The organism is Dysgonomonas sp. UBA7710, from assembly GCF_002482385.1.
GTDB lineage: Bacteria > Bacteroidota > Bacteroidia > Bacteroidales > Dysgonomonadaceae > Dysgonomonas.
Map to the genome: position 1 here is coordinate 13,960 of NZ_DLFW01000035.1, position 26,037 is coordinate 39,996.

Here is a 26,037-nt window from a genome sequence, read left to right on the forward strand (position 1 = left end):
ATGATACAACGTATACAGACAGTATTTCTACTTTTGGTAGTGGTATTGATGGGGGCCACGGCTTTTTGCCCATTGGTTGAAATCGTAAACGGGACCCCTCAGTTGTCCACTGCTTTCCACTCTTACGGGATAGGAGTTGATTTTCCTACATGGGGAGTTTTGATTTTCGCTATTGCAAGCGGATTATTGGCATTCGTCAATATTTTTCTTTATAAGAAAAGAAAGTTGCAGATAAATATAGGCTATTTGACAGCTATTATGATAGTTGTGTATTATATCACAGCTCTGGTATATATGAATGCTTTTTTAGCAAAAATAGATAGTGCTTATACTATGAATCTCCAGTTTGGCATTATACTTCCGGTTGTAGCGCTTATTTTTGATCTGTTGGCTATTTCGCGGATAAAGAAAGATGAAAAGCTGGTGAAATCATTGGATCGTATACGGTAATAAATAAGAAATAATTAAAAAAGGAGAAGATTTCAATCTTCTCCTTTTTTGTGTTATATGATTATTTTTTCTTTGCACCTATCCATGTCAGTTTCTTCCATATATATTCAAGTGGCCCATGTTTGTGGTTTTTCATCCACCAGTAGCAGAAGAAATATTGCAGTATAAATAATACTATTCCCAGCAGGAACGAATAAGTAATGCCCAGTTTATTATGCATTCCCAATCCCCAGTTATAGAAAATAAAGGAGCCTATTATAGATTGCATAATGTAATTAGTCAATGTCATTTTCCCGTAAGGGCGTAATTTATCCAGCAGGTTATGTCCTTTAGTAGTATGGTAATAGATAAGGATTACCAAAGAAACAAGGAAGGCCATAAAGCCCATATTGGCAAGCGATCTGATAATTAATCTTAATGGTGTCAGTATCGCCTCGTTTTCTATAAATCCGGAGAGCATACCTGCCAATCCATTCAGTGGGAAGAAGCAAATAATACCTGTGACCAAAGCCTTCATCCAGAAACGGCTGTTCTTTTCATTATATAGCAGTAAGCCGGCTTTTCCGATCACCATGCCAAACATAAACAAGGCCGGAGTCTGAAAGAATCGTGCGTTCTCCCATGCCCATGTAAGACTGGCCAGTTGTCCGTCCCAAAGATTCATTTTCGCTGTTTCCAAAAATGTACCGTTAGTCTGTACCTCATAGGCTATTTTAAAATATTTACCGGCCAGAGGCGCGTCAGGGACATAATCAGGATTGACTAGCGCATATATGAGTTTACCCCATTCCATCGGTTGCAACATAAGTATTGTGGCAATGATAACGACAGTCTTAATCTTTAGCCGCGCGACAAAGATAAGTGATATACCCACTATGGAGTAAAGAACAAGTATTTCACCCGTAAAGAACATGGCATTTATATTTCCCCATATAAACAACAGGAATAGCCGCCATAGGAAACGCAGCCTGAAATCATTTCCTCGTTGCAATTGGTTGTTGTCCTGTATAAAGAAGCTGAATCCAAATAAGAGGGCAAAAATGCCATAGGCTTTCCCTCCAAAAATAAAGAAAAGGGAATCCCATATGGATTTGTCTGTAAACTGTAACCAGGGACTGTCAATCTCCGGAAATGAATAAAAATTGAAATGTTCAATACTGTGAAGGAGAAAAATCCCCATAATGGAGAATCCTCTCAGGGCATCTGCGACATCGATTCGCTGTTGTGTTTTAATCATGATAATCAGTTACAAAATTTAGAACTGCAAGGTATTATTATTTTTTATAAATAAATGTAGAATAATTATTCATTTTGGACGTACGGATTCGTCTTTTTAATATATGGACACGTTTTTACCCTATTATCTCCATCAAAGCCATACAAGCCGTTTCTACATTCGGAATATGCTGGATACTTACCGAGCGTTTGCCATTCCGTTCTTTCAGTTCGCAACTGCGCGGATATTTCTGTATATAATCCAGTAGTTTATCAAAGGCTTTCGACTGATAGTAAGGAGATTCCGGATTGGATATGAGGAACAGGCTCATACGCCCGCCTTTCAGTACTACCTTTTCTATACCGAGTGTTTTTGCCAGTATTCGTAAACGAACAACCATAATTAGTTCGCGGCCTTCGGGCGGTATTTTACCGAAGCGGTCTTCAAGCCGCAATACAAAGTTCTGCACATCTGTTTCGCGTTCCATATTATCCAGTTCGCGATAAAGCGTGATACGTTCCGAATCGTTGGGGATATATGTGGCAGGGAACAGTAATTCCAGATCGCTTTCTATCTGTACGTCGTCCACAAAGTTATCTCCGGCTATTTTTTCATCACCATCAGCTTCATGGTAAATATCGGCGAATTCGTCATTCTTCAGTTCGTTAACGGCTTCCGTCAATATTTTTTGATATACCTCATATCCTAAATCGGCGATGAATCCGCTTTGCTCTGCTCCGAGTAAGTTTCCTGCACCCCGTATATCCAGATCCTGCATGGCTATATGGAATCCATGACCAAGTTCGGAAAAGTTCTCTATTGCCTGTAAACGTCTTCTGGCTTCGGGTGTTAATGTATGGAGGGGAGGAGCAAGGAGGTATGCAAAAGCTTTTTTATTGCTTCGTCCCACGCGTCCGCGGAGTTGATGCAAATCACTCAGTCCGAAGTTCTGGGCATTGTTTACGATGATTGTATTTGCATTCGGGATATCTATTCCCGATTCTATAATAGATGTGGCGATCAATACATCGTATTCATGGTTTACGAAATCTATAATAACCGATTCCAGTTTCGCCGGGTCCATTTGTCCATGGCCGACTACCACCCGCGCATCGGGAACTTCGCGACGGATAATATCTTCCAGTTCGTAAATGTTTTTAATACGATTGTTGATAAAGAATACCTGACCATTGCGGCTCATTTCAAATTCGATGGCTTCACGTATTATCTGCGGATCGAATGTATGCACCTCGGTCTGGATAGGATAACGGTTTGGCGGTGGGGTAGTGATAGCTGATAAATCCCGTGCACCCATCAAAGAGAACTGTAATGTGCGTGGTATAGGAGTGGCTGTCATTGTGAGCGTATCCACATTCGATTTCATCTGTTTCAACTTTTCTTTTACTGCTACTCCGAATTTTTGTTCTTCGTCTATTATCAGTAATCCGAGGTCTTTAAACTGTATGTCCTTGCTCACTATGCGGTGAGTTCCTATCAGTATATTTACCTTACCTTCTTTCAGATCATTCAGGGTTTCCTTTATTTGGTTTGCACTGCGGGCACGGCTGATGTATTCTACACGACACGGAAAATCTTTCAACCGTTCCCTGAATGTCTGGTAATGCTGGTATGCCAGTACGGTGGTAGGTACTAGTACAGCTACTTGTTTATTGTCTGATACAGCCTTGAAAGCCCCCCGGATAGCCACTTCCGTTTTACCGAAACCTACATCTCCGCATATGAGGCGGTCCATTGGTTTACTGTTCTCCATATCCTGCTTTACGTCGGAAGTAGCCTTTACCTGGTCGGGAGTATCTTCATAGATGAAGGATGCTTCCAATTCATGCTGCAAGAATGAATCGGGAGAAAACTTGAACCCTTCTTCCTGACGTCTCTTAGCATATAACTCTATCAGGTCGCGGGCAATATCTTTTACTTTGCTTTTAGTCTTCTCCTTTATCTTGTTCCATGCACCGGTTCCCAGTTTATTGATACGGGGTGGTTCTCCTTCTTTGCCTCTGTATTTGGATATTTTATGCAGGGCATGCAGTGATACAAAGATGGAGTCGTTGTTGAGATATATCAACTTGATAAGCTCCTGCATCTTTCCGTTCATGTCGGAGCGGACAAGCCCGCCGAATTGCCCTACACCGTGGTCGATATGCACAATGTAGTCGCCTATCTGAAATTGCTGCAATTCTTTCAGCGATAGTGCGAACTTACCGGAGCGTACCCTGTCCGATTTCAGATTATATTTATGATAGCGGTCAAATAACTGGTGGTCGGTAAAACAACATATTTTCAATGTTTCGTCACTGAATCCTTCCGATAATGTCCTTTCTACAGGTATGAAGGTAATATCGTCGCCCCTGTCTTCGAAGATAGACTGCAGGCGTTTGTGCTGCTTTTCACTATCGCTCAGGATATATATTTTAAAGCCTTTCTCTATATCCTTGTGAAAGGTTTCACTTATCAGGTCAAAGTTTTTATGGAAGGGTGGTTGCAGGTTTGTCTCAAACTCTATGGTTGCTTGGGGTACACCACCTGCTCTTGCTCCGAAATGAATATGTCTGAATCCGTTTATCAGGTTTGCATATTCTTCCCTGTCGGATAATTTATTCTGTATATCTTTTTCATATTCGGGATTATCGAGAATTGCAGAGTCATTGTAGACAGACTCTATTTTTTCTTCCGCCCATGCAAAATCTTTGAATCCGATTATACTGTCTTTAGGAATCAGCTTTAATAAAGAATCCCTGTCCAGGTCGGATTTTTGCATGTCGGGTATAATCTGTATCTGCTGTAAATGTTCTTTTGACAATTGTGTTTCTATATCGAATGTGCGTATTGTATTCACTTCATCGCCGAAAAAGTCGATGCGGTACGGAAATTCGTAAGAAAATGAAAATACATCGAGAATACTCCCACGAATAGCATACTGCCCCGGTTCGTAAACATAGTCTACATACTCGAATCCGAAGCTATCCAGCATTTCCGATACAAAGCTGCGGTCTACTTCTTCATTTACATTGATGTGTATTGTATTTTTTTCCAGAATGCTTTTTGCAACAACTTTCTCTGCAAGCGCTTCCGGGTATGTGACTATAATCAGATGCTTGTTATCAGTTTGCAATTTACCCATCACTTCGGTACGGAGTATTTCATTTGCAGCATCTATCTGCCCGTATTTGATCGCACGTTTATAGGCTGACGGGAAGAATAGCACTTTGTCCGTATCCAGTATCTGTATCAGATCGTGATAAAAATAGCCTGCACTTTCAAGATCATTCAGGATATACAGGAAACAATCGTTCGTTTTATGATAGATGGCTGCAGCAAACATCGCAGCAGATGAGCCTTGTAGTCCTTTTGCATAAAGGCTCTTATGCTTTGGCAAAATATTAACAACAGCGGATATGTTTTTGTGAGACTCGAAAACCTCTTGTAAAGCAGCTAATTTCAATGTAGTAAACTTATTTAATCTTCGGGATACAAAAATAGTAAAAACATACAACAAATTCTATACCAAAGCTTAATTCTGATCCGAATTAATCAGGGGTATCAATAACAAAAGAGTGAGAATCATAGTCCTCACTCTTTCTATTAAATCAAATATGATATTATTTTCTCAATGTCAGTATTTCCTTTATTGTATCAGCTGTTATATTATGGCATTCGCCTAATTTCCAGCCACGGTCGGCAAGCCGTTTGCTTACCTTTTCCACGGCTTCGTCACCGAGCTTATAGTCAGACAGATGTGTTTTAACACCCATTGTTTCAAAGAAGTTTTCGACAGCCTTTATTGTCTTTTCTATAGCTCCGTCACCTTGTATGCCGAATACTTCACGGCCAAGGCGGATTATTTTCTTCGACTTCTGTTCTTTCAGTACGGTCATTACTCCCGGCAATACGATAGCTAATGTTTGCGCATGGTCTAAGCCGTAGAATGCCGTAATTTCATGTCCGATCATATGTGTAGCCCAGTCCTGAGGAACACCACAGTTTATCCATCCGTTCAGGGCCCATGTTGAAGCCCACATCAGGTTTGCGCGTACATCATAGTTATGGGGATCGCTCAAAGCCTTCGGCCCTTCTTCTACCAGTGTTTTTACGATGGCTTCGGCCATATTATCCTGCAATAAGGAATTACTCTCGCTGTATGTGAGGTATTGCTCCATCACATGTACAAACGCGTCTACAACACCATTCCCTACCTGACGTACAGGAAGACTGAATGTTACTGTAGGATCGAGTACAGAGAATAAAGGATAAGTGAAATCGGAAGAAAAAGCCAGTTTTTCCTCTGTGGATACACGGGTGATAACGCCCCCGTTGTTCATTTCAGAGCCTGTGGCCGGTAAAGTGATAATATCGGCAAATGGCATCGCCTTTTTTATTTCACTGCCTTTCGACAGGATATCCCATGGTTCGTTACCATCAAAAAGGGCTGCTGCCGCGATAAATTTAGTCGCATCCAGTACCGAGCCTCCACCAACGGACAGAAGGAAAGTTATTCCTTTTTCCTTGATGAACTCCACAGCTTTCATGCAAGTCTCATAGTGCGGATTAGGTTCTATTCCTGCGAATTCGTACCATTCAAAGCCTTCGAGGGCTTTCACAGTCTGGTCGTATACTCCGTTCTTTTTGATACTGCCACCACCGTAAGTAATCAATATTTTACTATTTTGTGGTATTTCGTTTGTTATTTCCTTGATTGTATCTTTCCCGAATATGATTTTAACGGGATTTGCATAAGTGAAGTTGTTCATAATTGTATCTTTTGTAATTGGGACAAAGGTATATCATTTGATAGAATTATATATGCTTTAATTATTAAAGTTGTTAAAAACCATTCTAAATGGATACGGTCAATACAATAATATATTTTTTCAGAAGGAATAACCCCGATCTTTTTACTTACTTTTATCCATCTAAATACAAGAACAATGAAAAAACTTTCGGTACTGGTACTTCTGTTACTCTGTAGTTTTTCTATTTTCGCGCAAATCAATCCGGAGGATTCTACAGTACAGGCCATTGCTTACTGGGATAAAGGAGATACTTACAATTATAAGGTCATAAACAAGAGTACCCAATTGAAAAATGGGGAAATAGTTTCTTCAGACTCGGTTGTTTATAATGTGGAATTATCGGTGCTGGACTCCACTGCAAATTCCTATACAATGCAATGGCTTTATAAGAATAATGCTAATAAAGGCCTGAAAGTGATATATAAAACGAACGAACTGGGTGAATTTGAGGAAGTTCTGAACTGGGCAGAAATAAGGGATTTTGTAAACAATGCGGCAAATAGTATTCTACAGGGTTTTAAAAAAGGAGAAATCAATGATGAATCACTGAATAAGCAGGAAAATGAAATTACATCTACATTTTCAACCAAAGAAGCAATCGAGTCGGTAGGAGTGAACGAAATTATTCAATATCATATGTTTCACGGTATCACCTATAAGCCAGGTGATTATATGGAGGGCGAAATTGAAGTGCCGAATGTATTGGGCTCTAAACCCTTTATGGCCAATACTTATTTTGGTCTGGAAGAGATTGTATCGGATGAAGAATACTTGCTGAAATCGGTACAAAGCATAGATAAAGAACAACTGACGGTGGCGACACTTGAATATTTAAAGAAGCTTTCGGAATCGGCCGGCAAAAGTTTTGACATGGAAGCAGTGCGGAATATGCAATTTGAAAACGAAACTACTACTTATTCAGCTCTTCACGATTCGGGCTGGATTATTTACAGTATTATGCAAAAGGTAGTTACCAATGGTGATATAACTATAATAAACGAGTGCTCCATAGAAATGGAGTAGGCTCTTAAAATTCTGCCAGCAATCGTACGTTCAGCTGTCTTCCCGTCAGGTAATTAGGTACGGCATGGTGTTGATTATTCACATCTGTTATCCAGTAATAAGTATTTGTGTTCTGCATGTCGAAGATGTTAAACGCATCCAGTCCCAGCCATATATTTTTAAAGGCTTTACAGAATGAATTCCTGTCACGGATAGCAAAATCCTCTCCCAGTACGAGCCATGAGAAGCCGATGTCGATACGTTTATAATCCGGTGTGCGGAAATATCCGGTTTCGTACCCTTTGTACGGGGCGGATACAGGCAATCCTTGCGACCATAGACCGCGTAAGCTCATTTTCAAACGTTCGTATCCCGGGAAGTAATCCTGATAGAAGAGTGCGAGGTTGAACCGCTGGTCGGTAGGCAGAGGCACTTTTACCCCGTTTATATCCTGTTCGGTCTTCATGAATGACAGGCTTATCCAACTATCTGCCCCGGGAATAAATTCACCGTATAATTTTAGGTCAGCCCCCATCGAATAGCCTTTGGAGGAGTTCTCGCCTGTGTATCTTATCTTTACATTGTTGACAGTATACGGTACAAGGTCGGATAATTTCTTGTAATATACTTCACCTGATAATTTGAACGGGGGAATATTCTTCTGTATATCCCGTCCGAAGTAATAGTCGGCACCCAATACAATATGTATCGACTTCTGTGACTTAATATCTTTATTCAGTTCTATGACATTATTACCATCTATATTAACAATGCGCTGGAATTCTTTATAAAAAGGAGCCTGGTAATACACTCCTCCCGCTACCCGCAATGAAAGATTATCCAGCCCTGCAGGAACAAAAGCCAAAGCTCCGCGCGGACTTATAATCAGTTCTTCGTTGAAAGTCCAGTAGCCGGCGCGCACACCTGCATTGAGAATGAACAAGCCTGCGTCTGTATCAAAGTTGTAAGTATCTTGTATATATCCTGAAATACGGGTAGGGTTGATTTTATTATTCGATTTCAGGTTTGAATATACATTTACATCTGTTCCGGTACTTGGTAAGGAGAATCCTGCCGAGTCGCGCATTTCCCATTCCTTTATCTTATCGTTTATTTTTTCCTTTTGGTAGCTGATACTCCATTTCAGCATGTTCCGGTCTATCTTCAGATTGCCGGAATGAGTGAAAGTATATACGTCCGACTTCAATTTATTTCGCGCATGTTCATGGTAGGTGCCTATAGCCAGTTTTGACCCGATATTTTCATCATCGCCTGTTAGACTTGTTTCCCGTAAAAGATAACGGCCGTCTATGTCGTATCGTTCCTGTTCGTCTGATGAAAAAGCGGAAGCTGTGAGTCCGATATTCAGATTGTCGGCAACTTTTCCTTTTAAGGTTAAAGCTCCCTGATAAGTGAGGAATTTGTCATTTTCCCAGCCGTTGAAATGGACCGTAAATGTGCGGGGGGACGTTAATGTACCAAATGATGTTTCCCGTGTTTCGGGTGTAAATTCATATTTATTATAGGAATAGTTGCCTAAGAAACCGGCTTCCCATTTAGAGCCCAGCTTATAGGTGATATATGTCTGGAAATCGAGAAAAGAAGGGTCATACTCGGCTTTTGTATCGGTGGTGCTCAACAGGGAGCGCAATGTCTTATACCTGACACTGGTAACCTGTGAAAATTTTTCGGTGGAATTACCTGCATATATCTCTCCGCCGAGTAGTCCTGCCGAAACAGCGCCTTCGAATCGTTGCGGTCTTTTATAAGTGATATCCAATACCGACGACATCTTATCTCCATACTCGGCGCTGAAGCCTCCGGCAGAGAAACCCACTGATTGAACCATATTGGGATTGATAAAGCTCAGCCCTTCCTGCTGTGCTGAACGTACAAGCAGGGGGCGATATATCTCTATCCCGTTTACATATACAATGTTTTCATCAAAGTTGCCGCCACGTACCGAATATTGGCTACTCAGTTCATTTGTAGAACTTACACCTCCCATAGTAGCCAGGAGGGACTCGATGCTATTCCATGGGTTTGATGGTCGTTTGGCAGCTATATAGTCGATTCGTCCGATTACGGTAGTTACCATGCGTTCGCCTTCCACTGTGACAGGTGCAAGGCTGTTATCGTCTTCGTAGAGTGTAACACTCAGATTGAAATCTTTTGTCAATTCAGGTATAACGTAGAGGTGTTTCCGGTAGCCGATCAGAGAGAAAATGAGTTTGACGGAATCTCCGGGAAATACCTCCAGTTCGTAGAATCCGTAGTTATTCGTATATACTCCATTGCTTGTGTTCGGTTGCGATACCGACACTTGTTCCAAGGGGCGGAAATCCTTATCTGTAACTATTCCTGCAATTTTTACTTTCTGTGCATAGGAAGAAACCGAAATTAAAAAGAGTAATAACAGGAATTGTTTTTTAGCCATTGTTTAGCGTTTGGTTTTATAAATAACAAATTTATGGATATATTTCCGGAGAACAAATAATTATTACAGATTATATTTATCTATATCTGCGGGTATTAGCGAATATCCGTAATGCTTTTTATGTTTGATGAAAGGGTAAAAGTAACAGTTAGAAAAATATGTTACATGTGTTACCTTTTAACAGCTACGAGTAAACGAGATACAAGTAGACAAGATACGAGATACGAGTTGTTTACTGATGACTGTTTACTGAAAAATGTGTTACATCTGTTACCTTTTAACTATATATTGTGAATATAGGTTAATTTTAAGCGGTCTTTGATATATTGATTGTTAGATACGGGTTATCTGTTATTCTGGGAAGTGTTACTTTTTTAGGCTTTCTGTATGGGGCGAGCTTTGCGACTGTTTTCGGTGGAACGGGCAGACGTAATATTTGTTACATCTGTTACTTTTTATGAAGAACAAGTTGGAAGTTATGGTGTGAAAATCAAAAAAGGTTACCCTCATAGTGAGAGTAACCTTTTTGATTCACCTAAAAACCTAAATTAAAACCTATGTAGTTATTGTATTTCTATCTTCTTTACCTTGTCTTCGATAGCCTTATCTTGTTTAGGCAGTGTGATTTGTAGAATTCCGTCTTTTTGTATAGCTGAAATATTGTCAGTGTCTACGTCTTCCGGAATAGTGAAACTACGGGCGAAAGAAGATTTTTTGAATTCGCGGCGAAGTACTTTTTCGTTCTCGTCTTTTTCTTCACTTTTCACTTCATTCTGAGCCGAAATTTTAAGTACATCTTTTTCTATTTCTATTTTAATGTCTTCTTTGTCGAATCCCGGAACAGATAATTCAATGTTGAATGCTTTTTCATTTTCCGAAACATTGGTGGCCGGAAGGTATGTATTTCCGAAACCGTTCAATACTTCATCACTAATGTAATTAGAAAAAAATGTTGGAAAAAAACTTCCGCTTCTGTCGTACCTTCTAAGTTGATTTTTCATAATCTTGTCCTCCTTAAATTTATCTTTAGTTTAATCTTTATATTATACATTTCCGTATCTATAAAGTAGGTTGCAAAAAGTATGCAAAATGACTTAATGGCAGTTATTGATTGTGTTAAATTATTTTAAATATTAAATATGTTGGACTAATTATTTTGTAATTAGATATTTGAGTAGAATAGTGAGATAATGTGTTTTATCTAGTTGTAATGACAAAATGTCATTAATTGATAAATATATCAATTATCCTCATGCATCCGTGCCGGATTGGTTAGATGTTTCTGATACAAATATGATTGAAAATAGTAAAGCCTGCTTCTCTTACCGGGAAACAGACTTTATATTAAATCTCAGATTATAGTATAATCAATGCGCACTTTCGAACTGTTCCAGAAATCGCTTGTCATTTTCTGAGAACATCCGCAGGTCTTTTACTCTATATTTGAGATTAGTAATACGTTCTATACCCATTCCTAAAGCATAACCGGTATATACTTTACTATCAATGCCACAGTTTTCCAGTACATTAGGGTCTACCATACCACAACCCAATATTTCCACCCAACCTGTATGTTTACAGAATGGGCAACCCTTGCCTCCGCAGATATTACATGATATATCCATTTCCGCACTTGGCTCCGTGAATGGGAAGTAAGAGGGGCGCAAACGAATTTTAGTATCGGTACCGAACATTTCTTTGGCAAAAAACAGTAATGCCTGTTTAAGATCGGCGAATGACACATTTTTATCTATATATAGGGCTTCTACCTGATGAAAGAAACAGTGTGCACGGTATGAAATAGCTTCGTTACGGTACACACGTCCCGGACAGATGATGCGGATAGGAGGTTGCTGCTTTTCCATAACACGGGTCTGTACGGATGATGTATGTGTGCGGAGTACTATTTCGGGGTTTCGTGCAATGAAGAATGTGTCCTGCATATCACGGGCGGGATGGTCTTCAGCAAAGTTGAGGGATGAGAATACGTGCCAGTCGTCTTCTATTTCCGGCCCTTCGGCAATAGAAAATCCGAGACGGCGAAATATATCACAGATTTCTTTCTTAACGATTGATAAGGGATGACGGGTACCCAATGCTATTGGAGCCGCAGTGCGGGTAAGGTCTATAGAAGAATCGCCTGTTTGCGAGTTCTCGAGAGAATCTTTCAGCTGGTTGATTTTCTCCTGTGCTTTTTCTTTTAGCTCGTTGAGTCTCATTCCTACTTCGCGTTTCTGCTCGGCAGCAACGTTACGGAAATCGTTCATTAACATTGAAACTTCACCTTTCTTACTCAGATATTTAATGCGCAGGGCTTCTATTTCCTCTGCTTTAGCGGCTTTCAGGTTGTCTATTTCAGACAGCAACTGGTTAATTTTGTCAATCATATCTTAATTATCGTATTTTCAAAGAAACGAGTACAAAAATACATTTTTCTTTCTTTATATCCGATAGATACAATGCATTTTTGCAGATATACTCTTATTAAACATCTTGGCTCGACTAAATAAAAATAAGGATGCCTCGAAAGACATCCTTATCATATATAACTCTGTATTATACTATTACTTAGTTACAGCTGTAAATACTACCACACGGTTCCATTGGTCGGTAGGGAACAATTGTTCTTTGTCGCCGCTGGCTTTTGTTGTGATACGGCTAGGAGCAATATCGTATTTGTCGATCAGTACTTTAGCAACTGCCTCTGCACGTTGTTCAGACAGTCTCTGGTTGATGGCCGGAGTACCGGTGCTTCTATCGGCATAACCTGTAACGACTACATTCACGCTAGGGTTATCTTTCAGGTAACGGGCAGCATTGAAGATATTGATATCCTGGTTTTGCTCAAGTTTTGCACTACCAATGCGGAATACTACAACAGCATTCATCAATACTTCGGTCTGTTCTTTAATTTCTTTGGTTTCCTGTACTATTACCTGAGGCTCAGGTTTGTTAGCCAATTCTGTTTTCAGCCTGCTGATTTCCGAATCTTTATTGCCAAGTAAAGCTCTCTGATCATTGATTTGGTTATTCAAACGTTGTAATTCAGCCGGGTCTGCCGCATCCACAACTTTGAATCCGCCTTTCGATAATTTGAAAGAAACTCCCAGTAATGCATTAACTGTACCATCGTAGTGTGAACCTTCTTCACGTCCGTTAAAATCGTCACGCATAAGGTTACCGGCAACTTCCAGATTGATACTAGCTATTTCGCTTACACGGAAATCCGCTTGCAAACCTGCACGGGGAACAATACTATTTACAGTATGAATACCATTTTCAGAGTCTTTAAATACATGTACATAACCAAGACCGGCAAAGCCAATAAGATTGAACATCCTGTCTTCTTTGTAAGGAAGCACCAGGTTGGTGAGGTTAAGTAATCCATCAGCATTGATTTGGAAATACTTAGATTTGTATGTGCCATCTGTATTATTCAATTTATAGTAGTTTTTGGATTCCCATCCGCCAACTTGTAGACGTGCCCCTGTTTTCGGTGAGAAATATTTACCTAGAGATATAGCTGCATGTGGAGTTACAACATCTCCGAAAGATGCATCTTTGTGATACTCACTGATTGTGTAGGATGCGCCGCCTTGTAATTGTAAAAACCAATTATCGCCAAATTTTGACGGAACAATGGCTTTTTCTTGTGCCAGTGCAGGAGCTGCAGATATAGCAACTGCTGCGATAGTTAAAAGAACCTTTTTCATTTTATAAAATTTAGTTACTATCTTTTTTAAACGAATGTGAACATCACATTGTTCAAATACAAAAGTAGAATAAATTGTTAAGAAAATAATTTGTTAAATAAAAAATATAAAAATCAATAAGCTAAATGCTTAATTGACAGCAAAGAGAAAAGAAACTGAAAAAAGAGGCAAATTGATAAATTTTAGTGACAATTTGATTTTTTATTTCTAAAATCATTTTTTTTTGTTACTTTTAAGTGCCAAAAACATCTGTAGGCAATATCCTTTCAGGGAATAGAGAAATATACACAAAAAATAGATTATTATAAATATATGGCGCATCTTCCAGATTTTATAAGTGACTTGGCTATAATACTTATTACAGCCGGGTTTGTAACCATTGTATTTAAATGGTTGAAACAACCCGTCGTACTCGGGTACATTGTTGCGGGATTCCTCGCGAGTCTTCATTTCAAAAAATTTATAGAAAACCTGGTTGTAAAAGTAACAGACATCCCCGAAGGGCAGGTTGCTAATGTGTTTAAGGTATTGCCGGAAATATCGGATATGGCTAATGTCAGTATCTGGGCCGAAATAGGGGTCATATTTCTTCTCTTTGCGCTTGGTTTGGAATTCAGTTTCAAGAAATTGATAGATGTAGGGGGAAAGGCCTCAATAGCTACGCTCATCAATTTGGGATCGATGATAATAATAGGTTATCTGGCAGGTGAGCTATTCATTGTTAATCTTATAGATGACTGGACCTCAATGGATAGTATTTATCTGGGCTGTATGTTGTCCATGTCTTCCACTACTATTATAATAAAGGCCTTTAACGATATGGGGCTGCAAAAGAAAAAATTTGCAGGCATAGTATTCGGGATGCTTATCGTGGAAGATATTGCTGCCATTGTAATGATGGTATTGCTTACCACATTTGCTTCCAGCCAGCATTTCGAGAGTGGCGAGGTAGCAAATAGTGTGGTCAAACTGGTCTTTTTTATGCTTATCTGGTTTGTAGTAGGTATTTATATGATACCGACAATGCTGAAGAAACTGAAAAAATACCTGAATGATGAAACATTGCTTATTGTTGCTATCGGCCTGTGTCTGGGTATGGTACTGTTTGCAACAAGTGTTGGTTTCTCTGCAGCCTTGGGTGCATTTATTATGGGATCAATTTTGGCTGAAACAATTGAGTCTAAACATATAGAACATCTTATTGAACCACTGAAAAATCTGTTCGGCGCTGTTTTCTTCGTGTCGGTGGGTATGATGATAGATCCGGCGGTAATCGGTGAATATGCCGTGCTTATTCTGATACTGACGTTAGTTATCCTTATCGGACGTACTCTTTTTGCTACTGTTGGAGTATTGGCATCCGGAGAAGGCCTAAAGGTGGCCTTGCAATCAGGCTTCAGCCTGGCTCAGATTGGTGAGTTCTCATTTATTATTGCTTCGCTGGGAATGGGACTGGGCGTTATTACCGAAACGCTTTACCCTATTATTGTTGCCGTATCGGTGATAACTACATTTACAACGCCGTATTGTATCAAGGGGGCGGAACCTGCTTATAATTGGCTCGAAAAACGCATTCCTAAGAAATGGAATAAACTGATAGAGGGATATGGTATGTCAAGCTATAATACGGTAAACAAACAAAACGACTGGAAAAAACTACTCCAAAGCATCCTCAAATTAGTTGCTATTTACAGTACAATTTCTATTGCAATACTCCTTGTATTTCAGAATTTTATAAATCCATATATAGTTGAATATGTACCAGGTAGTATCTGGGGAAATATACTGGCGGCAGTGATTACACTTACACTGATGGCTCCGTTCCTGCGTGCTATCATGATGAAGAAAAACCGTTCGGAAGAGTTCAAGAATCTCTGGAGAGACAACCGTTTCAACAGAGGAGCATTGATTTCTCTTATTGCTTTCCGCATCATTATCTGTGTGGCGTTGGTACTGATGGTTCTGATTCCATTGTTCCCAAGGCTTACAATACTGATGGTGATAATATCACTGGCTGTAGTTATATTGATTGTATTTTCCCAGGGATTCAAGAAGCAGTCGCGTAAAATAGAGGCCCGTTTCCTTGAGAACCTGAATCTGAAGCAAAAATACGATGAGAAAAAAGCCGCATTGCTACCAACAGTAGCCAATGACTTACGTTCAAAAGATATACATATAGAGGAATTTGAAATATCACAATCGTCACCTAGCATAGGAAAGACTTTGCGTGAACTCAATTTCAGACAAAAGACAGGAGTGAATATTGTGACCATAATACGTGGCAGTAAGAAGATAAATATCCCAGATGGGAATGAACGCTTGTATCCTTTTGATAAACTTGTGGTTTCAGGTTCTGATGAAGAAATGCAAACTTTAGCTCAATATCTTCAAGATAGAAAAGCGCAGGCATCACAAATGGAAGAAGAAGCCCAGCATCATATTAGTTTGTCCCAATTTCTGGTCGAACTTGGCTCACCTCTTATTGGTAAGACTATAGCTAGTGCCGGAATACGGGAAAAGACTGAATGTATGGTAATTGGGATAGACCGGAATGATGAGTCTATTATACAGTTTACTCCTAATTTTATGTTTGAAGAAGGAGATATCATATGGCTCGCCGGCGAAAAGGACAAATTGAATTCTTTTGAAGAAAATATTGGTGATTTACAGCCGATTATACCTTGATAGATTTTTTTTATCATGGAATATTAAATCTAAAGATCATGATTGAGATACCCGAATCAAATACAATCAGCCGTCAGGCCGAAACGATTCTGGCAGGGAAGCGGATTGCAAAGGTAGTGCAAGCTACCAGCCCGCATAAATTTACATGGTATAATGGTGATCCTCTCTTATATCCCGATATACTTGTCGGACGAGAGATTGAGGGGGTAAGAGGGCACGGCGCTTACTTGGATATACTTTGCGACGAGGATGTGAAAATTTCTATCGGTGATGGTACAAATCTGAAATACTATCCTTCTATCGAAAGTCATCCTATCAAGCATCAGTTATTGATAGAGTTCGACGATAAAAGTTTTATGGCTTTTACTGTGTCTATGTACGGTGCCATCTATGCCTATAAGGGTGAGATGGATAACTTCTATCATCGTAATAGCCTCAATAGTATCTCTCCTCTGACTGATAAGTTTGACAGGCAGTATTTTGATAATATATTCAGCAGCGTGAAAAAAGATATGTCAGTAAAAGCCCTGCTGGCTACCGAACAACGCATACCGGGGCTGGGCAATGGCGTATTGCAGGATATACTATTCAAGGCAGGACTCCATCCGAAGCGAAAAATATCAACTATTTCCGATTTTGAAAGGGGTGACCTGTTCCATTGTCTGAAAGTTACGCTGCAAAGCATGACCGACAAAGGAGGGCGCGATACAGAAAAGGATTTCTATGGCAATTTTGGAGGATATAAATGTCTCCTCTCCAAAAATACATATAAGCTACCTTGCCCTAATTGTGGAGGCGAAATTGTGAAAGAAGCATATCTGGGTGGTACAATATATTATTGTCCATCTTGCCAGAAATAATAAATATCATTCGGATTATATAAAAACCAAGAGGCTGCTCGAATCTCTGGCAACCCCTTTTAGTATATGGTGCAATATAAGAAGCTATTGCAGAAAAAGTAGTGTTTTTTATTATAGTGTTTTCAGCTTCAGATTGCGCCACAATACTTTAATTCCTCCGCCATCGTGTATTTGAAGAGCGATACGGCCTTGTCCCTGTCCGATTTTTTCGTCCACGAGATTTACCATTTCTTCACCGTTGAGCCAGGTCGTAACTTTATCTCCCTGAACCAGAATGCGCATTGTATTCCAGTCTCCGACTTTCAGCACGTTATCTTTTTCTTTTGGAGCTTCTATGATCCATCCGCGTCCGTAAGATTCATAAATACCGCCTGTACCATGACCTTTAGGAGCTACTTCCACTTGCCATCCGTTTACTTTCACATCCTTTTCTATAAAAGAGCGGATAAATACACCGGAGTTCCCATCGGCTTCCTGCTTAAATTCTACAGTCAGGTCGAAATCATCATAATATTCGCGTGTGGCTAAGTAACCGTATTGTTTGTCGGGGCCACTTTCGCATACCAGCAGTCCGTCCTGTACATACCATTTTTCGGTTCCGTATACATCCCATCCAGTAAGGTCTGTACCATTGAAGAGCGTTACCTCTTTTGTCTTGCGGGGAAGCTCTTTTATCTTGATATTGCGGAACGATGCCGGGTATCCGTGATCCTGCAGGCATAGCACACCTTTCTTTGCCAGTCCGTATTCCGGTGCATTGTGCCATTTCCCGCTGTTCTTACGTGCATACCAGTCGTCGGTCCATGCCTCAAATTCAAGTATCTTTATACCATTGAGCCAATGTTCTACATGGCCATTGTCGAATACAATTTTAGAATTGTTCCATTCTCCCTGCGGGTTTACTTTCATCAGAGAGGTATCAGGAATATGCATCGCATAGTCTGCACCCATATTTTGCCAGTCTTCCAGTTTATCAGGGAAATTAGGCGCATCTATCAATTGGTATTCGGGGCCTGTAACATAAGGAACACTATATTGAGGACGTTCTACTACATGGTACAACATACCACTATTGCCTCCTTTCGATAGCTTCCAGTCCCACGAAAGTTCGAAGTTCTCGTATTGCTTATCAGTTACAATATAGCCGCTGGCATCGCTGCCATCGCCCTTAGCCTGGATACAGCCTTCTACAACATGCCACGGCTGTGTAAGGGTTGTACCATTGTAATCTTTCCATCCGGCCATTGTTTTTCCGTCAAATAGCAATTGCCATCCTTCGGATTTTTCCTTTTCTGATAAGGTGTTTTCGGGTTGTGTACTGCTGCAGGAAGTCAATGCTATAGATAAGATAGCACATGATGCAACAAAGTTTTTGATTTTTGGTTTCATTAAATTAGGACTTTGGTATTAATAAAATAATTAACTATTTCAACAAAGATAATAAAAATGCTGTGAAATAAAAGATTGTTTGTTGATATAAGATATGTAAATATTGATGCCTATTTATTTTATTTATATAAATAATACTTTTTTGATAGTCGTTTAAAAGTCTCAGTGTCTTTATACCAAAAATCTTTAATATCGTCGAAATTGTTATTTCTTGCGAAGGTCAATCTGATATAATCACTTCCCGCAACCTGGTCGAACATCCTGAAACGCTTCTGGTCAGCATTGTCGAATACTGCTTTGTCCGGGTATAACTTTGCTACTTCCTGCATAACGTAGAACTGGATTTCGGACAATCTTGCCTTTTCGTAGTCCATAATATGTACTTGTACCCCTTGATACAGTTTGCCTTGTCCTACCGAATAGAATGGTTTTAGGTGTATAGGCCTGAAATATACTCCGGGCAGCCGTAAACGATTCAGGCTGCCAGCCAAATCGTCAGCATCTATCCACTCTGTTGCAAACATCTGAAAAGGGATTGTATAACCTACGCCGATAGACATATATCCCAGTTCTCCCAATATGCCCGAAACCGGATAAAACATAGCAGAAACCGGCTGGGGAATGTGGGGTGATGATGGTATCCATTGCAGACCTGTTTGGTCGTATGTCATTTTTCGTTTCCAGCCTTTCATTTTTACTACCTGTAACTTACACTTACCTTTTAGCATATTTTCTCCATTGAGAAGCAATGCCAGTTCTCCGCAGGTTAGTCCATATACATATGGTATTTTGAACTGACTCACGAATGATATAAAGCCGTCTTCTACCAGACAGCCTTCTACCTTTTGTCCGCCCAGCGGATTAGGCCTGTCGAGGACGATAAATTCGATATTATTTTCTGCGGCAGATTCCATAGCCAGCCCCATTGTGCTTATGTATGTGAACGAACGGCTGCCTATATCCTGTATGTCATATACAAGTACATCGATATCTTTCAGCATATCGGGTGTTGCTTTGCGTGTTTTACCATGAAGGGAATAAACTGTCAGCCCGGTCTTGGGGTCTGTGACGGTTTCTACATAGTCTCCGGCATGTCTGTCGCCACGTACGCCATGTTCAGGTGCAAAAAGTGCTGTCAGATTTACATTCGGGGTCTCATAGAGTATATCGATAACAGACTTCATGTTGTTATCGACTCCTGTAGGATTTGTAATCAGACCTACGCGTTTCCCTTCCAGTATTTTAAAGTTTTGCTCTTTCAGAACTTCAATACCTGTTTTTATCCTTATTTTTTGAGAGAAAGATAAGGTAGGGATCAACAGCAGAATAAATAATATAACGAATGCTTTTTTCATAATTCTTATATTTTATATATATTAACTATATTTAGTTAAAAGGTAACAGATGTAACACATTTTTCAGTAAACAGTCAACAGTTATCAGTTAACAACTTGTATCTCGTGTCTTATCTACTCGTATCTCGTTTACTCGTAACTGTTAAAAGGTAACAAAGGTTACACTTTCTTCGCTCATCTGCTAATATACTTATCAGCCAATCAATAGTTCAAAGAATACTATAAGCTATCACAATAGCTTACTGTATAGATAAAATTATTAAGTTCTCATTCACATAAAACAATTAAAGTAAAACGGCTTTATAAATAAAGGGAACGCCAAAAGCCGTTTTACTTATCAATCACCCATTAGAAAAAGGTTAACTCTATTATTATACTAATTTTCTTCTTTTACTTCGCCTTTAGCTTTTCCGTAGTCAGGATCTATTTTCAGTAAGGATACTGCTATAATAGGAATTATGCTGCATATCATCACCCAGATAAAGAAATGATTGTACCCCAGCTGTTCCTGTAGCCATCCGGCAAACATGCCCGGAAACATCATTCCGGCAGCCATCAGTCCTGTACAGAATGCATAGTGTGCTGTTTTGTGTTTCCCTTCGGAGAAATACATCAGATAAAGCATATAAGCGGTGAATCCGAACCCGTAACCAAATTGCTCTATAAATACGCATATGTTGATTATAAGCAGATTGTCCGTTTGCGAGAAACTAAGATACAGGAATGTTGCTATAGTCAGCAGCATGCTTAGTGTCATAGGCCATAGCCATTTTTTCAGACCGCCACGCGCTGCAATAAAACCTCCGATTATCCCGCCGAGAGTAAGCCCTATGATACCTACCGTACCATATACCAGACCGACTTCTCCTGTGGTGAGTCCGAGTCCTCCCACATCTTTAGGGTCGAGGAGAAACGGATTGATAAGTTTGATAACCTGTGCTTCCGAGAAGCGGAATGTAAGCATGAAGAATATCGCCGTCCATACCTGCGGCTTTTTGAAAAAAGTGGCGAATGTGATACCGAATTCTTCAAATATTGATTTTGCAGTTACATGAGTATGTGGTTTATCCGAATCGGGTTTGGGTAACATTACTTTATGGTAGAAACCAAAAAAGACAAACAGGCCGGCCAGAACAAGGAATGTAATAGACCATGCAAACGGAATATTACCCGATAATCCTTTATATTCCACCGAACTGTTAGTTGCCAGCTTGGAATCTACCTGAAATACCATATATGCAGGCCTGTCCCAGTTATTTTCATTGAAAGATAAGCGGTCACCTTCTATAAGGGCGATACTTTTATCCCCTCTGTTCATCGTTGTATTCAATACCATATTTTTACCATGTTCCGGCTCTTTTGATAAGGTGACAATTGCGACCGCAACGTTACCTACATGTTCCGATTTGGCTACATATCTTTTCTCTCCGAATGTGTTTTTTATCCAGCTGCCAAGAGGTTTGGAGACGTTTGTTTTCCACCATCCGTCACTATCCTTTTTTGTTTCCTCGTCTTTTATAACAAAGCCATTATTCAGGTTCAGGGTGGATATGCTGTCGAGAAATATTTTCAGACTGTCTTTGTTTACACCATGTGTCCCTATTTGCAGGTTGTCATTTTGGACAATAAAGTGGATCTCCCCGTCCTGAGGAGCAGTATTCTGAATCTGAGGAATATATAATGTAGACTGGGTGTATTGTGGGGATGCGTCTATATTTATCTTTACAGGCTCACAGCCGGTGCTGCTTTCAAGGAAGCCGGCAAGAATAATCAGTATTCCCTGTCCGAATACCGTCGCTATGCGGTAGAAAGTACTTCTGATACCTACATATTTGGCCTGCTGGTTCGTATCAAGTCCCAGCATATAAAAACCGTCGGCTGCAATATCGTGTGTAGCGGAACTAAATGCCAGTAGTGCGAAGATTGCCAGAGTAGCCTGAAAGAAGAAAGGAACCGGTATAGTAAATGCAATACCTGCAAAGCCTGCACCGATGAGCAGTTGCATAGTTACAATCCACCAGCGTTTTGTCTTTAGCAAATCTACGAATGGACTCCATAGAAATTTTATTACCCATGGCAGATATAACCAGCTGGTGTATAAAGCTATGTCGGTATTCGATATACCCATCCGCTTGTACATAATGATGGATATCGTTTGCACTGCAACATATGGTAATCCTTCAGCTAAGTAGAGCGTTGGAATCCATGCCCATGGCGATTTTTTGTTGTTTTTCATAGAGGTGAGTTTTGAGTATTATTCACTTTTCACTCTTCGTTTTTCATTTATAACTTTTTTCTATTCTTGCACCCACATAATAATGCAATAATATTTTATCATAAGAATATCCTTTTTCTCCCATCACTGCTGCTCCTATCTGGCAAAGTCCTACACCATGACCCCAGCCTGCACCAGTGAGGGTGAAGCTATCGTCCGTCTTATCCACAATAAAAGCCGAACTATAAAGATGTGAAGTGGACAAAATACGGCGTATCTCCAGTTCTTTACCTATAATCACTGTCTTTTTAGACCCTACGATCTTCAATTTTACCAGGCGGCCTGAAGTTCCTCTTTCGATAGGGATGAGTTCGTGAATAGTACCGAAGTCGATACCGGAGCGTTTATGAATAAGTGCCGATATTTCATCTTGTGAGTATGTGACCTGCCAACGGTAGAAGTCTGTTGTTTCCTGGTCATAGTTATTCAATACCTGCTCTAGTATTTTTTTGTCCTGTGTATTACAAAATGCGGCAGGGCGCGATTCTATCCATTTTACAGATTCTTGTTCCATGGTAAGATCGGGAATATCCGTACTGTTCTCGCTGTCCCGTAATTTTACCAGATAAGGATATTTTATATCCTCCCAGCAATTCTGGAATTCTTCCACAACACCACCGCAACATTTGGAGAAGCGCGCATCGCATATCTTGTTTTCCGATATCAATACCTGTCCCCTTGTCTCATTTATAGCCTCTCTGACAGTATCAATATTCGCCGAGGCGCGGGTTATACCCTGATATCGCTGGCAATGGTCGTCGGCACATACATCAAAATTAAGGTGGTCTTCGCGGTCGTACCAACGGATCATTTCATCTTCGGTTTCAGTGAAAGTGGTATATTTTTCTTTGTTTGCCACTATTTCCTTGTTCTTTTCGATCTGGGCTAACAGCCAGCTCCGGGATATAACAGCATGAGCCTTTAAGAGTTCCAGGGAAGCTGTTGCACTCATTTCGGACGATATGACGCTGGTGAGATAATCTTCTGTTCTGATTATATTGATAGCTGTAATTTCGTCGTTTTCCACAATCAGTTTCAATGCACCCTGAAACCGCTGATCTTCTTTTCGCTCCCAGTGGAAATTGATTCCGATAGTTACATTTTTTAGAGTGAATGATGCCTCGTCATCCTCAGGAATAAAGAATAACTCTCTATATAAATTGCCGTTCCAAGATATTAGCCCGTGTTTACAGGATGCGGATTGTCGGCCTGTAACTCCATTTTTCTGACAGATGTATTGCTTCTCGAGGACGAAGGTTATCTCTTTATTCCATAAAATACCAACACTTACTTCAGGTTCCATATCATTAGTTTAATTACGAGTTACAAAAACTTGTGCATTCTTAATTCTTAATTAATTCACATATAGCTTGCATCTTTTCTTTACTGATGCATATTTCTTTCAGGATAGCTTCTATATCTTTTGCCGTTATCTTGTCATAATCTTTTTCTAACGGAGTGATAAACACGCCTCCCAGGTCTACTGCAGCCGGACTGATAAGTAAATTATCGTCGCCTTCAGCAAAGAAGCAGTCTGGCCGGTGTTTCTCACGGGGAAATATACAACTATAATACTTATCTTCTTCGTACCAGCAAAGGATATTCATCATAGGTTCTTTATCTCCGTCGTTCCAATCGAGTAAAGCATGTAGTTTTTTGAAAAAGATAACAGCATTGTCTTTATTTGTGGCCTCCAGCAAAAAGAAATTGCGAAGATACTCCTTTGCAGCATATATGGTTAGCCCCTCCGATTTGTGGATTTCCTCTTTAGTTATACTCCAAATGTCTTTCTCGATGGGCAGAAACCCTTTTATTCCTGCCTGAAAATGGGCATGGTCGGGAGCAGATGCACCACATTTCGGGCCATTGTAAAACAAGGTATATTCACCGAGACATTTAGCCAGATCGAGCATATCCCCATACCTGTTCACTATCAGTTGGTCTACATGACTGTATGTCGGTATTGTGAAGTGTTCGGGAAAAATAGGGTAGGGGTTCACCAGTATCTGATAGTCCGTGCCAAATGGAATGCCTTCTTGCTCTACAGGTAAATTCTGCGGACAAAGAAAGCATTTCCTTTCCTGAATAGATTTTGCGTCTACTTTTGCAGCAGATGACAGGATACGCGCGGGATTGAACTGTACCCTGATTGAGAAGTCGCCAAAAGAAAAATCCCTGGACTTCACTTTTTCTAAAGCCTTATAATTCGTCCGGGCCAGTTCCCATTTTTCCAGTTGCGAACGGAACAGTTCCCTTATCTTGAGAGAAGATACAGTCATGTCTTTTATTTTTTATTCAAAGCGATGCGGGCTTCCAGTTCCCATGTGCGTATCCTGTCTTTATAGGTGTTATGGCTATTCATCTTTACTATATCGAGCGAAGCATCTGAATTGTCGTCCCAGCGACGGCACAGATATAAAACGTCATAAATACGTCCAATCTGGTATTCACGCGAGAAATGCAAGCCTAAGGCATAATCTTCTCCGTAGCTGGTGTTCGGTACCTTTATCTCCCTTAGTACAGGAGTGTAGAATGCGCGGGGAGCACCGAGCCCATTGATACGCAATGCATTATTGCGACCGTTTTCGGGAGTCCATTCCTTGTGATCGATAATACCCGGTGGTATCATTTTCATGTCGAAGTCAGTTAGCATATATGTGCCTACTACCATAGCACAATTCTGTTCGTAGAAAGCATCCACTATTTTTTGCAGAGTATTTTCGTCCGAATATACATCATCGCTGTCGAGCTGTATCGCGAATTTTCCACATTTGGGGTGATGTACGCCTGCATTCCAGCAGCCGCCTATTCCCAATTCTTTATTTTCGGGTATGATATGTATCAGGCGATTGTCGGAAGCAAATTTATCAATGGCTTCTGTTGTTCCATCGGTAGAGTAATTGTCGATAACGATGAGATTAAATTTAAAATTGGCCTTCTGATCCAGAACCGATTTTATGGCATCCCCGATAGTTCGTATACGATTACGGACCGGAATAATGACAGATGCTTCATATTCGAAATCAAATTTATTAAATTCAACTTTCTTAAAGCGGGGAGCCAGATAGCCGCCGGTTTTCTTCAGATGGTCTGTGCAGGCCTCTTCCATTTCTATCTGTACCTGACGGTTTTTCGGGTCTACATAATCGAATATCTTTTCACCGCTTTTACGCGTGTCGTTCTCTATTTCGGTATATAAATATTCATTAATATGTACCAGGTTGGCAGTTTGAGATACTTTCAGACGCAAGTCGTAAATTCCGGCAAATTTGTATTCTTTATCCATCTTATCCACAGCTTTTTTCAATTCGCTTGTCTTATATAGTATAAGGGACCCGAAATTGAAATCATCCCTCAAACTACCTTTCTGATAAGCGATAAGGGGATTGTTTCTCTTTTCTTCGCCAATTACCTGATAATGGTCGGCATAAACAAGCCCGGCATCTGAATCTTTGATTATCTGTAACATGCGGTCGAGAGCAAACATGCCCAGACGAAGGTCGGCTGATTTGGTGTAAATCAATGTGTACTCAGTATCCGCTTTTGCTGCAATCTTTTTTATTGTGGCAGTTGAACGTAGAGAATCAATGCCGATTGTTTCACAGCCATTTATAATATCTTTAGTGTCATTGTCTGTTAACAAATAAATCTTGTTTGATAAAGACGATTGTTTCAGGGAGATAACTGTGTTTTTGGCCTGTTCAGCGCTTTGGAAAGGTATAAAACAATTGATTTTCATTTTTATGCCGGTTTTATTGTTATATATTAGTTATATGTTATATATCTGGTTTATTGAAATTAGAAGCAAGTGATACCTATGTTTTATATAACCGATAAACAGGTT

The 26,037-nt window shown here is 40.0% G+C and carries 17 protein-coding genes; 4 read left to right on the top strand and 13 right to left on the bottom strand.

The window, feature by feature from the left end; genetic code table 11:
* Positions 1–450 carry a DUF4293 domain-containing protein gene (locus tag B3317_RS10560; RefSeq protein WP_291111267.1) on the top strand — a complete coding sequence of 150 codons (450 nt, stop codon included), beginning with the start codon at positions 1–3 and terminating at the stop codon, positions 448–450.
* 61 nt (positions 451–511) lie between these two features.
* Here B3317_RS10560 and B3317_RS10565 read toward each other — a convergent pair whose 3' ends face one another.
* From B3317_RS10565 to B3317_RS10575, 3 genes are all read right to left on the bottom strand, one after another.
* Complete coding sequence (locus tag B3317_RS10565) at positions 512–1,687, bottom strand: DUF418 domain-containing protein (protein WP_291111269.1); 1,176 nt, start codon at positions 1,685–1,687, stop codon at positions 512–514.
* A 115-nt stretch (positions 1,688–1,802) separates the two neighbouring features.
* On the bottom strand, positions 1,803–5,009 hold the full coding sequence (gene mfd, locus B3317_RS10570; protein ID WP_414647492.1) for a transcription-repair coupling factor: 3,207 nt from the start codon (positions 5,007–5,009) through the stop codon (positions 1,803–1,805).
* 277 nt (positions 5,010–5,286) lie between these two features.
* On the bottom strand, positions 5,287–6,435 hold the full coding sequence (locus tag B3317_RS10575) for an iron-containing alcohol dehydrogenase (RefSeq protein WP_291111273.1): 1,149 nt from the start codon (positions 6,433–6,435) through the stop codon (positions 5,287–5,289).
* Between the two features lie 177 nt (positions 6,436–6,612).
* On the opposite strand from B3317_RS10575, the gene B3317_RS10580 reads away from it, so the two are divergent.
* Entirely contained in the window at positions 6,613–7,500 is an 888-nt protein-coding gene (locus tag B3317_RS10580) for a hypothetical protein (RefSeq protein ID WP_291111275.1), read from the top strand.
* 4 nt (positions 7,501–7,504) lie between these two features.
* Here the strand turns inward: B3317_RS10580 and B3317_RS10585 are convergent, their stop codons facing one another.
* The 4 genes from B3317_RS10585 to B3317_RS10600 all read right to left on the bottom strand — a co-directional run bounded on the left by B3317_RS10585 (position 7,505) and on the right by B3317_RS10600 (position 13,629).
* Positions 7,505–9,916 carry a TonB-dependent receptor gene (locus B3317_RS10585; RefSeq protein ID WP_291111277.1) on the bottom strand — a complete coding sequence of 804 codons (2,412 nt, stop codon included), beginning with the start codon at positions 9,914–9,916 and terminating at the stop codon, positions 7,505–7,507.
* Positions 9,917–10,479: 563 nt separating this feature from the next.
* Complete coding sequence (locus B3317_RS10590; protein WP_291111279.1) at positions 10,480–10,917, bottom strand: Hsp20/alpha crystallin family protein; 438 nt, start codon at positions 10,915–10,917, stop codon at positions 10,480–10,482.
* A 366-nt stretch (positions 10,918–11,283) separates the two neighbouring features.
* Positions 11,284–12,303 carry a phenylalanine--tRNA ligase subunit alpha gene (gene pheS, locus B3317_RS10595; RefSeq protein ID WP_291111281.1) on the bottom strand — a complete coding sequence of 340 codons (1,020 nt, stop codon included), beginning with the start codon at positions 12,301–12,303 and terminating at the stop codon, positions 11,284–11,286.
* Positions 12,304–12,480: 177 nt separating this feature from the next.
* The gene (locus tag B3317_RS10600; protein ID WP_291111283.1) at positions 12,481–13,629 is read right to left on the bottom strand and encodes an OmpA family protein; all 1,149 of its coding nucleotides are present in this window, start codon (positions 13,627–13,629) and stop codon (positions 12,481–12,483) included.
* A 312-nt stretch (positions 13,630–13,941) separates the two neighbouring features.
* On the opposite strand from B3317_RS10600, the gene B3317_RS10605 reads away from it, so the two are divergent.
* Together B3317_RS10605 and B3317_RS10610 are read left to right on the top strand one after the other, a co-directional pair.
* A complete protein-coding gene (locus B3317_RS10605; protein ID WP_291111285.1) occupies positions 13,942–16,314 on the top strand; it encodes a cation:proton antiporter in 2,373 nt (790 codons plus the stop codon).
* A 38-nt stretch (positions 16,315–16,352) separates the two neighbouring features.
* On the top strand, positions 16,353–17,174 hold the full coding sequence (locus B3317_RS10610) for an endonuclease VIII (protein ID WP_291111287.1): 822 nt from the start codon (positions 16,353–16,355) through the stop codon (positions 17,172–17,174).
* A gap of 111 nt (positions 17,175–17,285) precedes the next feature.
* On the opposite strand, the gene B3317_RS10615 is transcribed toward B3317_RS10610, so the two are convergent.
* From B3317_RS10615 to B3317_RS10640, 6 genes are all read right to left on the bottom strand, one after another.
* Entirely contained in the window at positions 17,286–18,563 is a 1,278-nt protein-coding gene (locus B3317_RS10615; RefSeq protein ID WP_291111289.1) for a 3-keto-disaccharide hydrolase, read from the bottom strand.
* A gap of 119 nt (positions 18,564–18,682) precedes the next feature.
* Positions 18,683–19,918 carry an exo-beta-N-acetylmuramidase NamZ family protein gene (locus B3317_RS10620; RefSeq protein ID WP_291111291.1) on the bottom strand — a complete coding sequence of 412 codons (1,236 nt, stop codon included), beginning with the start codon at positions 19,916–19,918 and terminating at the stop codon, positions 18,683–18,685.
* Between the two features lie 376 nt (positions 19,919–20,294).
* Positions 20,295–22,154 (bottom strand): MFS transporter, encoded by a 1,860-nt coding sequence (locus tag B3317_RS10625; RefSeq protein ID WP_291111293.1) that lies wholly within the window; start codon positions 22,152–22,154, stop codon positions 20,295–20,297.
* Between the two features lie 43 nt (positions 22,155–22,197).
* The gene (locus B3317_RS10630; RefSeq protein ID WP_291111295.1) at positions 22,198–23,496 is read right to left on the bottom strand and encodes a SpoIID/LytB domain-containing protein; all 1,299 of its coding nucleotides are present in this window, start codon (positions 23,494–23,496) and stop codon (positions 22,198–22,200) included.
* Between the two features lie 40 nt (positions 23,497–23,536).
* Positions 23,537–24,472, bottom strand: a complete 936-nt coding sequence (locus B3317_RS10635) for a DUF4922 domain-containing protein (RefSeq protein ID WP_291111297.1) — start codon at positions 24,470–24,472, stop codon at positions 23,537–23,539.
* Positions 24,473–24,477: 5 nt separating this feature from the next.
* Complete coding sequence (locus B3317_RS10640) at positions 24,478–25,932, bottom strand: glycosyltransferase family 2 protein (protein ID WP_291111299.1); 1,455 nt, start codon at positions 25,930–25,932, stop codon at positions 24,478–24,480.
* Between the last annotated feature and the right edge of the window lie 105 nt (positions 25,933–26,037).

Bases quoted from the DNA above. Each gene is read 5' to 3' on its own strand.
- B3317_RS10560 (WP_291111267.1), top strand. From the start codon at position 1: ATGATACAACGTATACAGACAGTATTTCTACTTTTGGTAGTGGTATTG.
- B3317_RS10565 (WP_291111269.1), bottom strand. From the start codon at position 1,687: ATGATTAAAACACAACAGCGAATCGATGTCGCAGATGCCCTGAGAGGA.
- mfd (WP_414647492.1), bottom strand. From the start codon at position 5,009: ATGTTTGCTGCAGCCATCTATCATAAAACGAACGATTGTTTCCTGTAT.
- B3317_RS10575 (WP_291111273.1), bottom strand. From the start codon at position 6,435: ATGAACAACTTCACTTATGCAAATCCCGTTAAAATCATATTCGGGAAA.
- B3317_RS10580 (WP_291111275.1), top strand. From the start codon at position 6,613: ATGAAAAAACTTTCGGTACTGGTACTTCTGTTACTCTGTAGTTTTTCT.
- B3317_RS10585 (WP_291111277.1), bottom strand. From the start codon at position 9,916: ATGGCTAAAAAACAATTCCTGTTATTACTCTTTTTAATTTCGGTTTCT.
- B3317_RS10590 (WP_291111279.1), bottom strand. From the start codon at position 10,917: ATGAAAAATCAACTTAGAAGGTACGACAGAAGCGGAAGTTTTTTTCCA.
- pheS (WP_291111281.1), bottom strand. From the start codon at position 12,303: ATGATTGACAAAATTAACCAGTTGCTGTCTGAAATAGACAACCTGAAA.
- B3317_RS10600 (WP_291111283.1), bottom strand. From the start codon at position 13,629: ATGAAAAAGGTTCTTTTAACTATCGCAGCAGTTGCTATATCTGCAGCT.
- B3317_RS10605 (WP_291111285.1), top strand. From the start codon at position 13,942: ATGGCGCATCTTCCAGATTTTATAAGTGACTTGGCTATAATACTTATT.
- B3317_RS10610 (WP_291111287.1), top strand. From the start codon at position 16,353: ATGATTGAGATACCCGAATCAAATACAATCAGCCGTCAGGCCGAAACG.
- B3317_RS10615 (WP_291111289.1), bottom strand. From the start codon at position 18,563: ATGAAACCAAAAATCAAAAACTTTGTTGCATCATGTGCTATCTTATCT.
- B3317_RS10620 (WP_291111291.1), bottom strand. From the start codon at position 19,918: ATGAAAAAAGCATTCGTTATATTATTTATTCTGCTGTTGATCCCTACC.
- B3317_RS10625 (WP_291111293.1), bottom strand. From the start codon at position 22,154: ATGAAAAACAACAAAAAATCGCCATGGGCATGGATTCCAACGCTCTAC.
- B3317_RS10630 (WP_291111295.1), bottom strand. From the start codon at position 23,496: ATGGAACCTGAAGTAAGTGTTGGTATTTTATGGAATAAAGAGATAACC.
- B3317_RS10635 (WP_291111297.1), bottom strand. From the start codon at position 24,472: ATGACTGTATCTTCTCTCAAGATAAGGGAACTGTTCCGTTCGCAACTG.
- B3317_RS10640 (WP_291111299.1), bottom strand. From the start codon at position 25,932: ATGAAAATCAATTGTTTTATACCTTTCCAAAGCGCTGAACAGGCCAAA.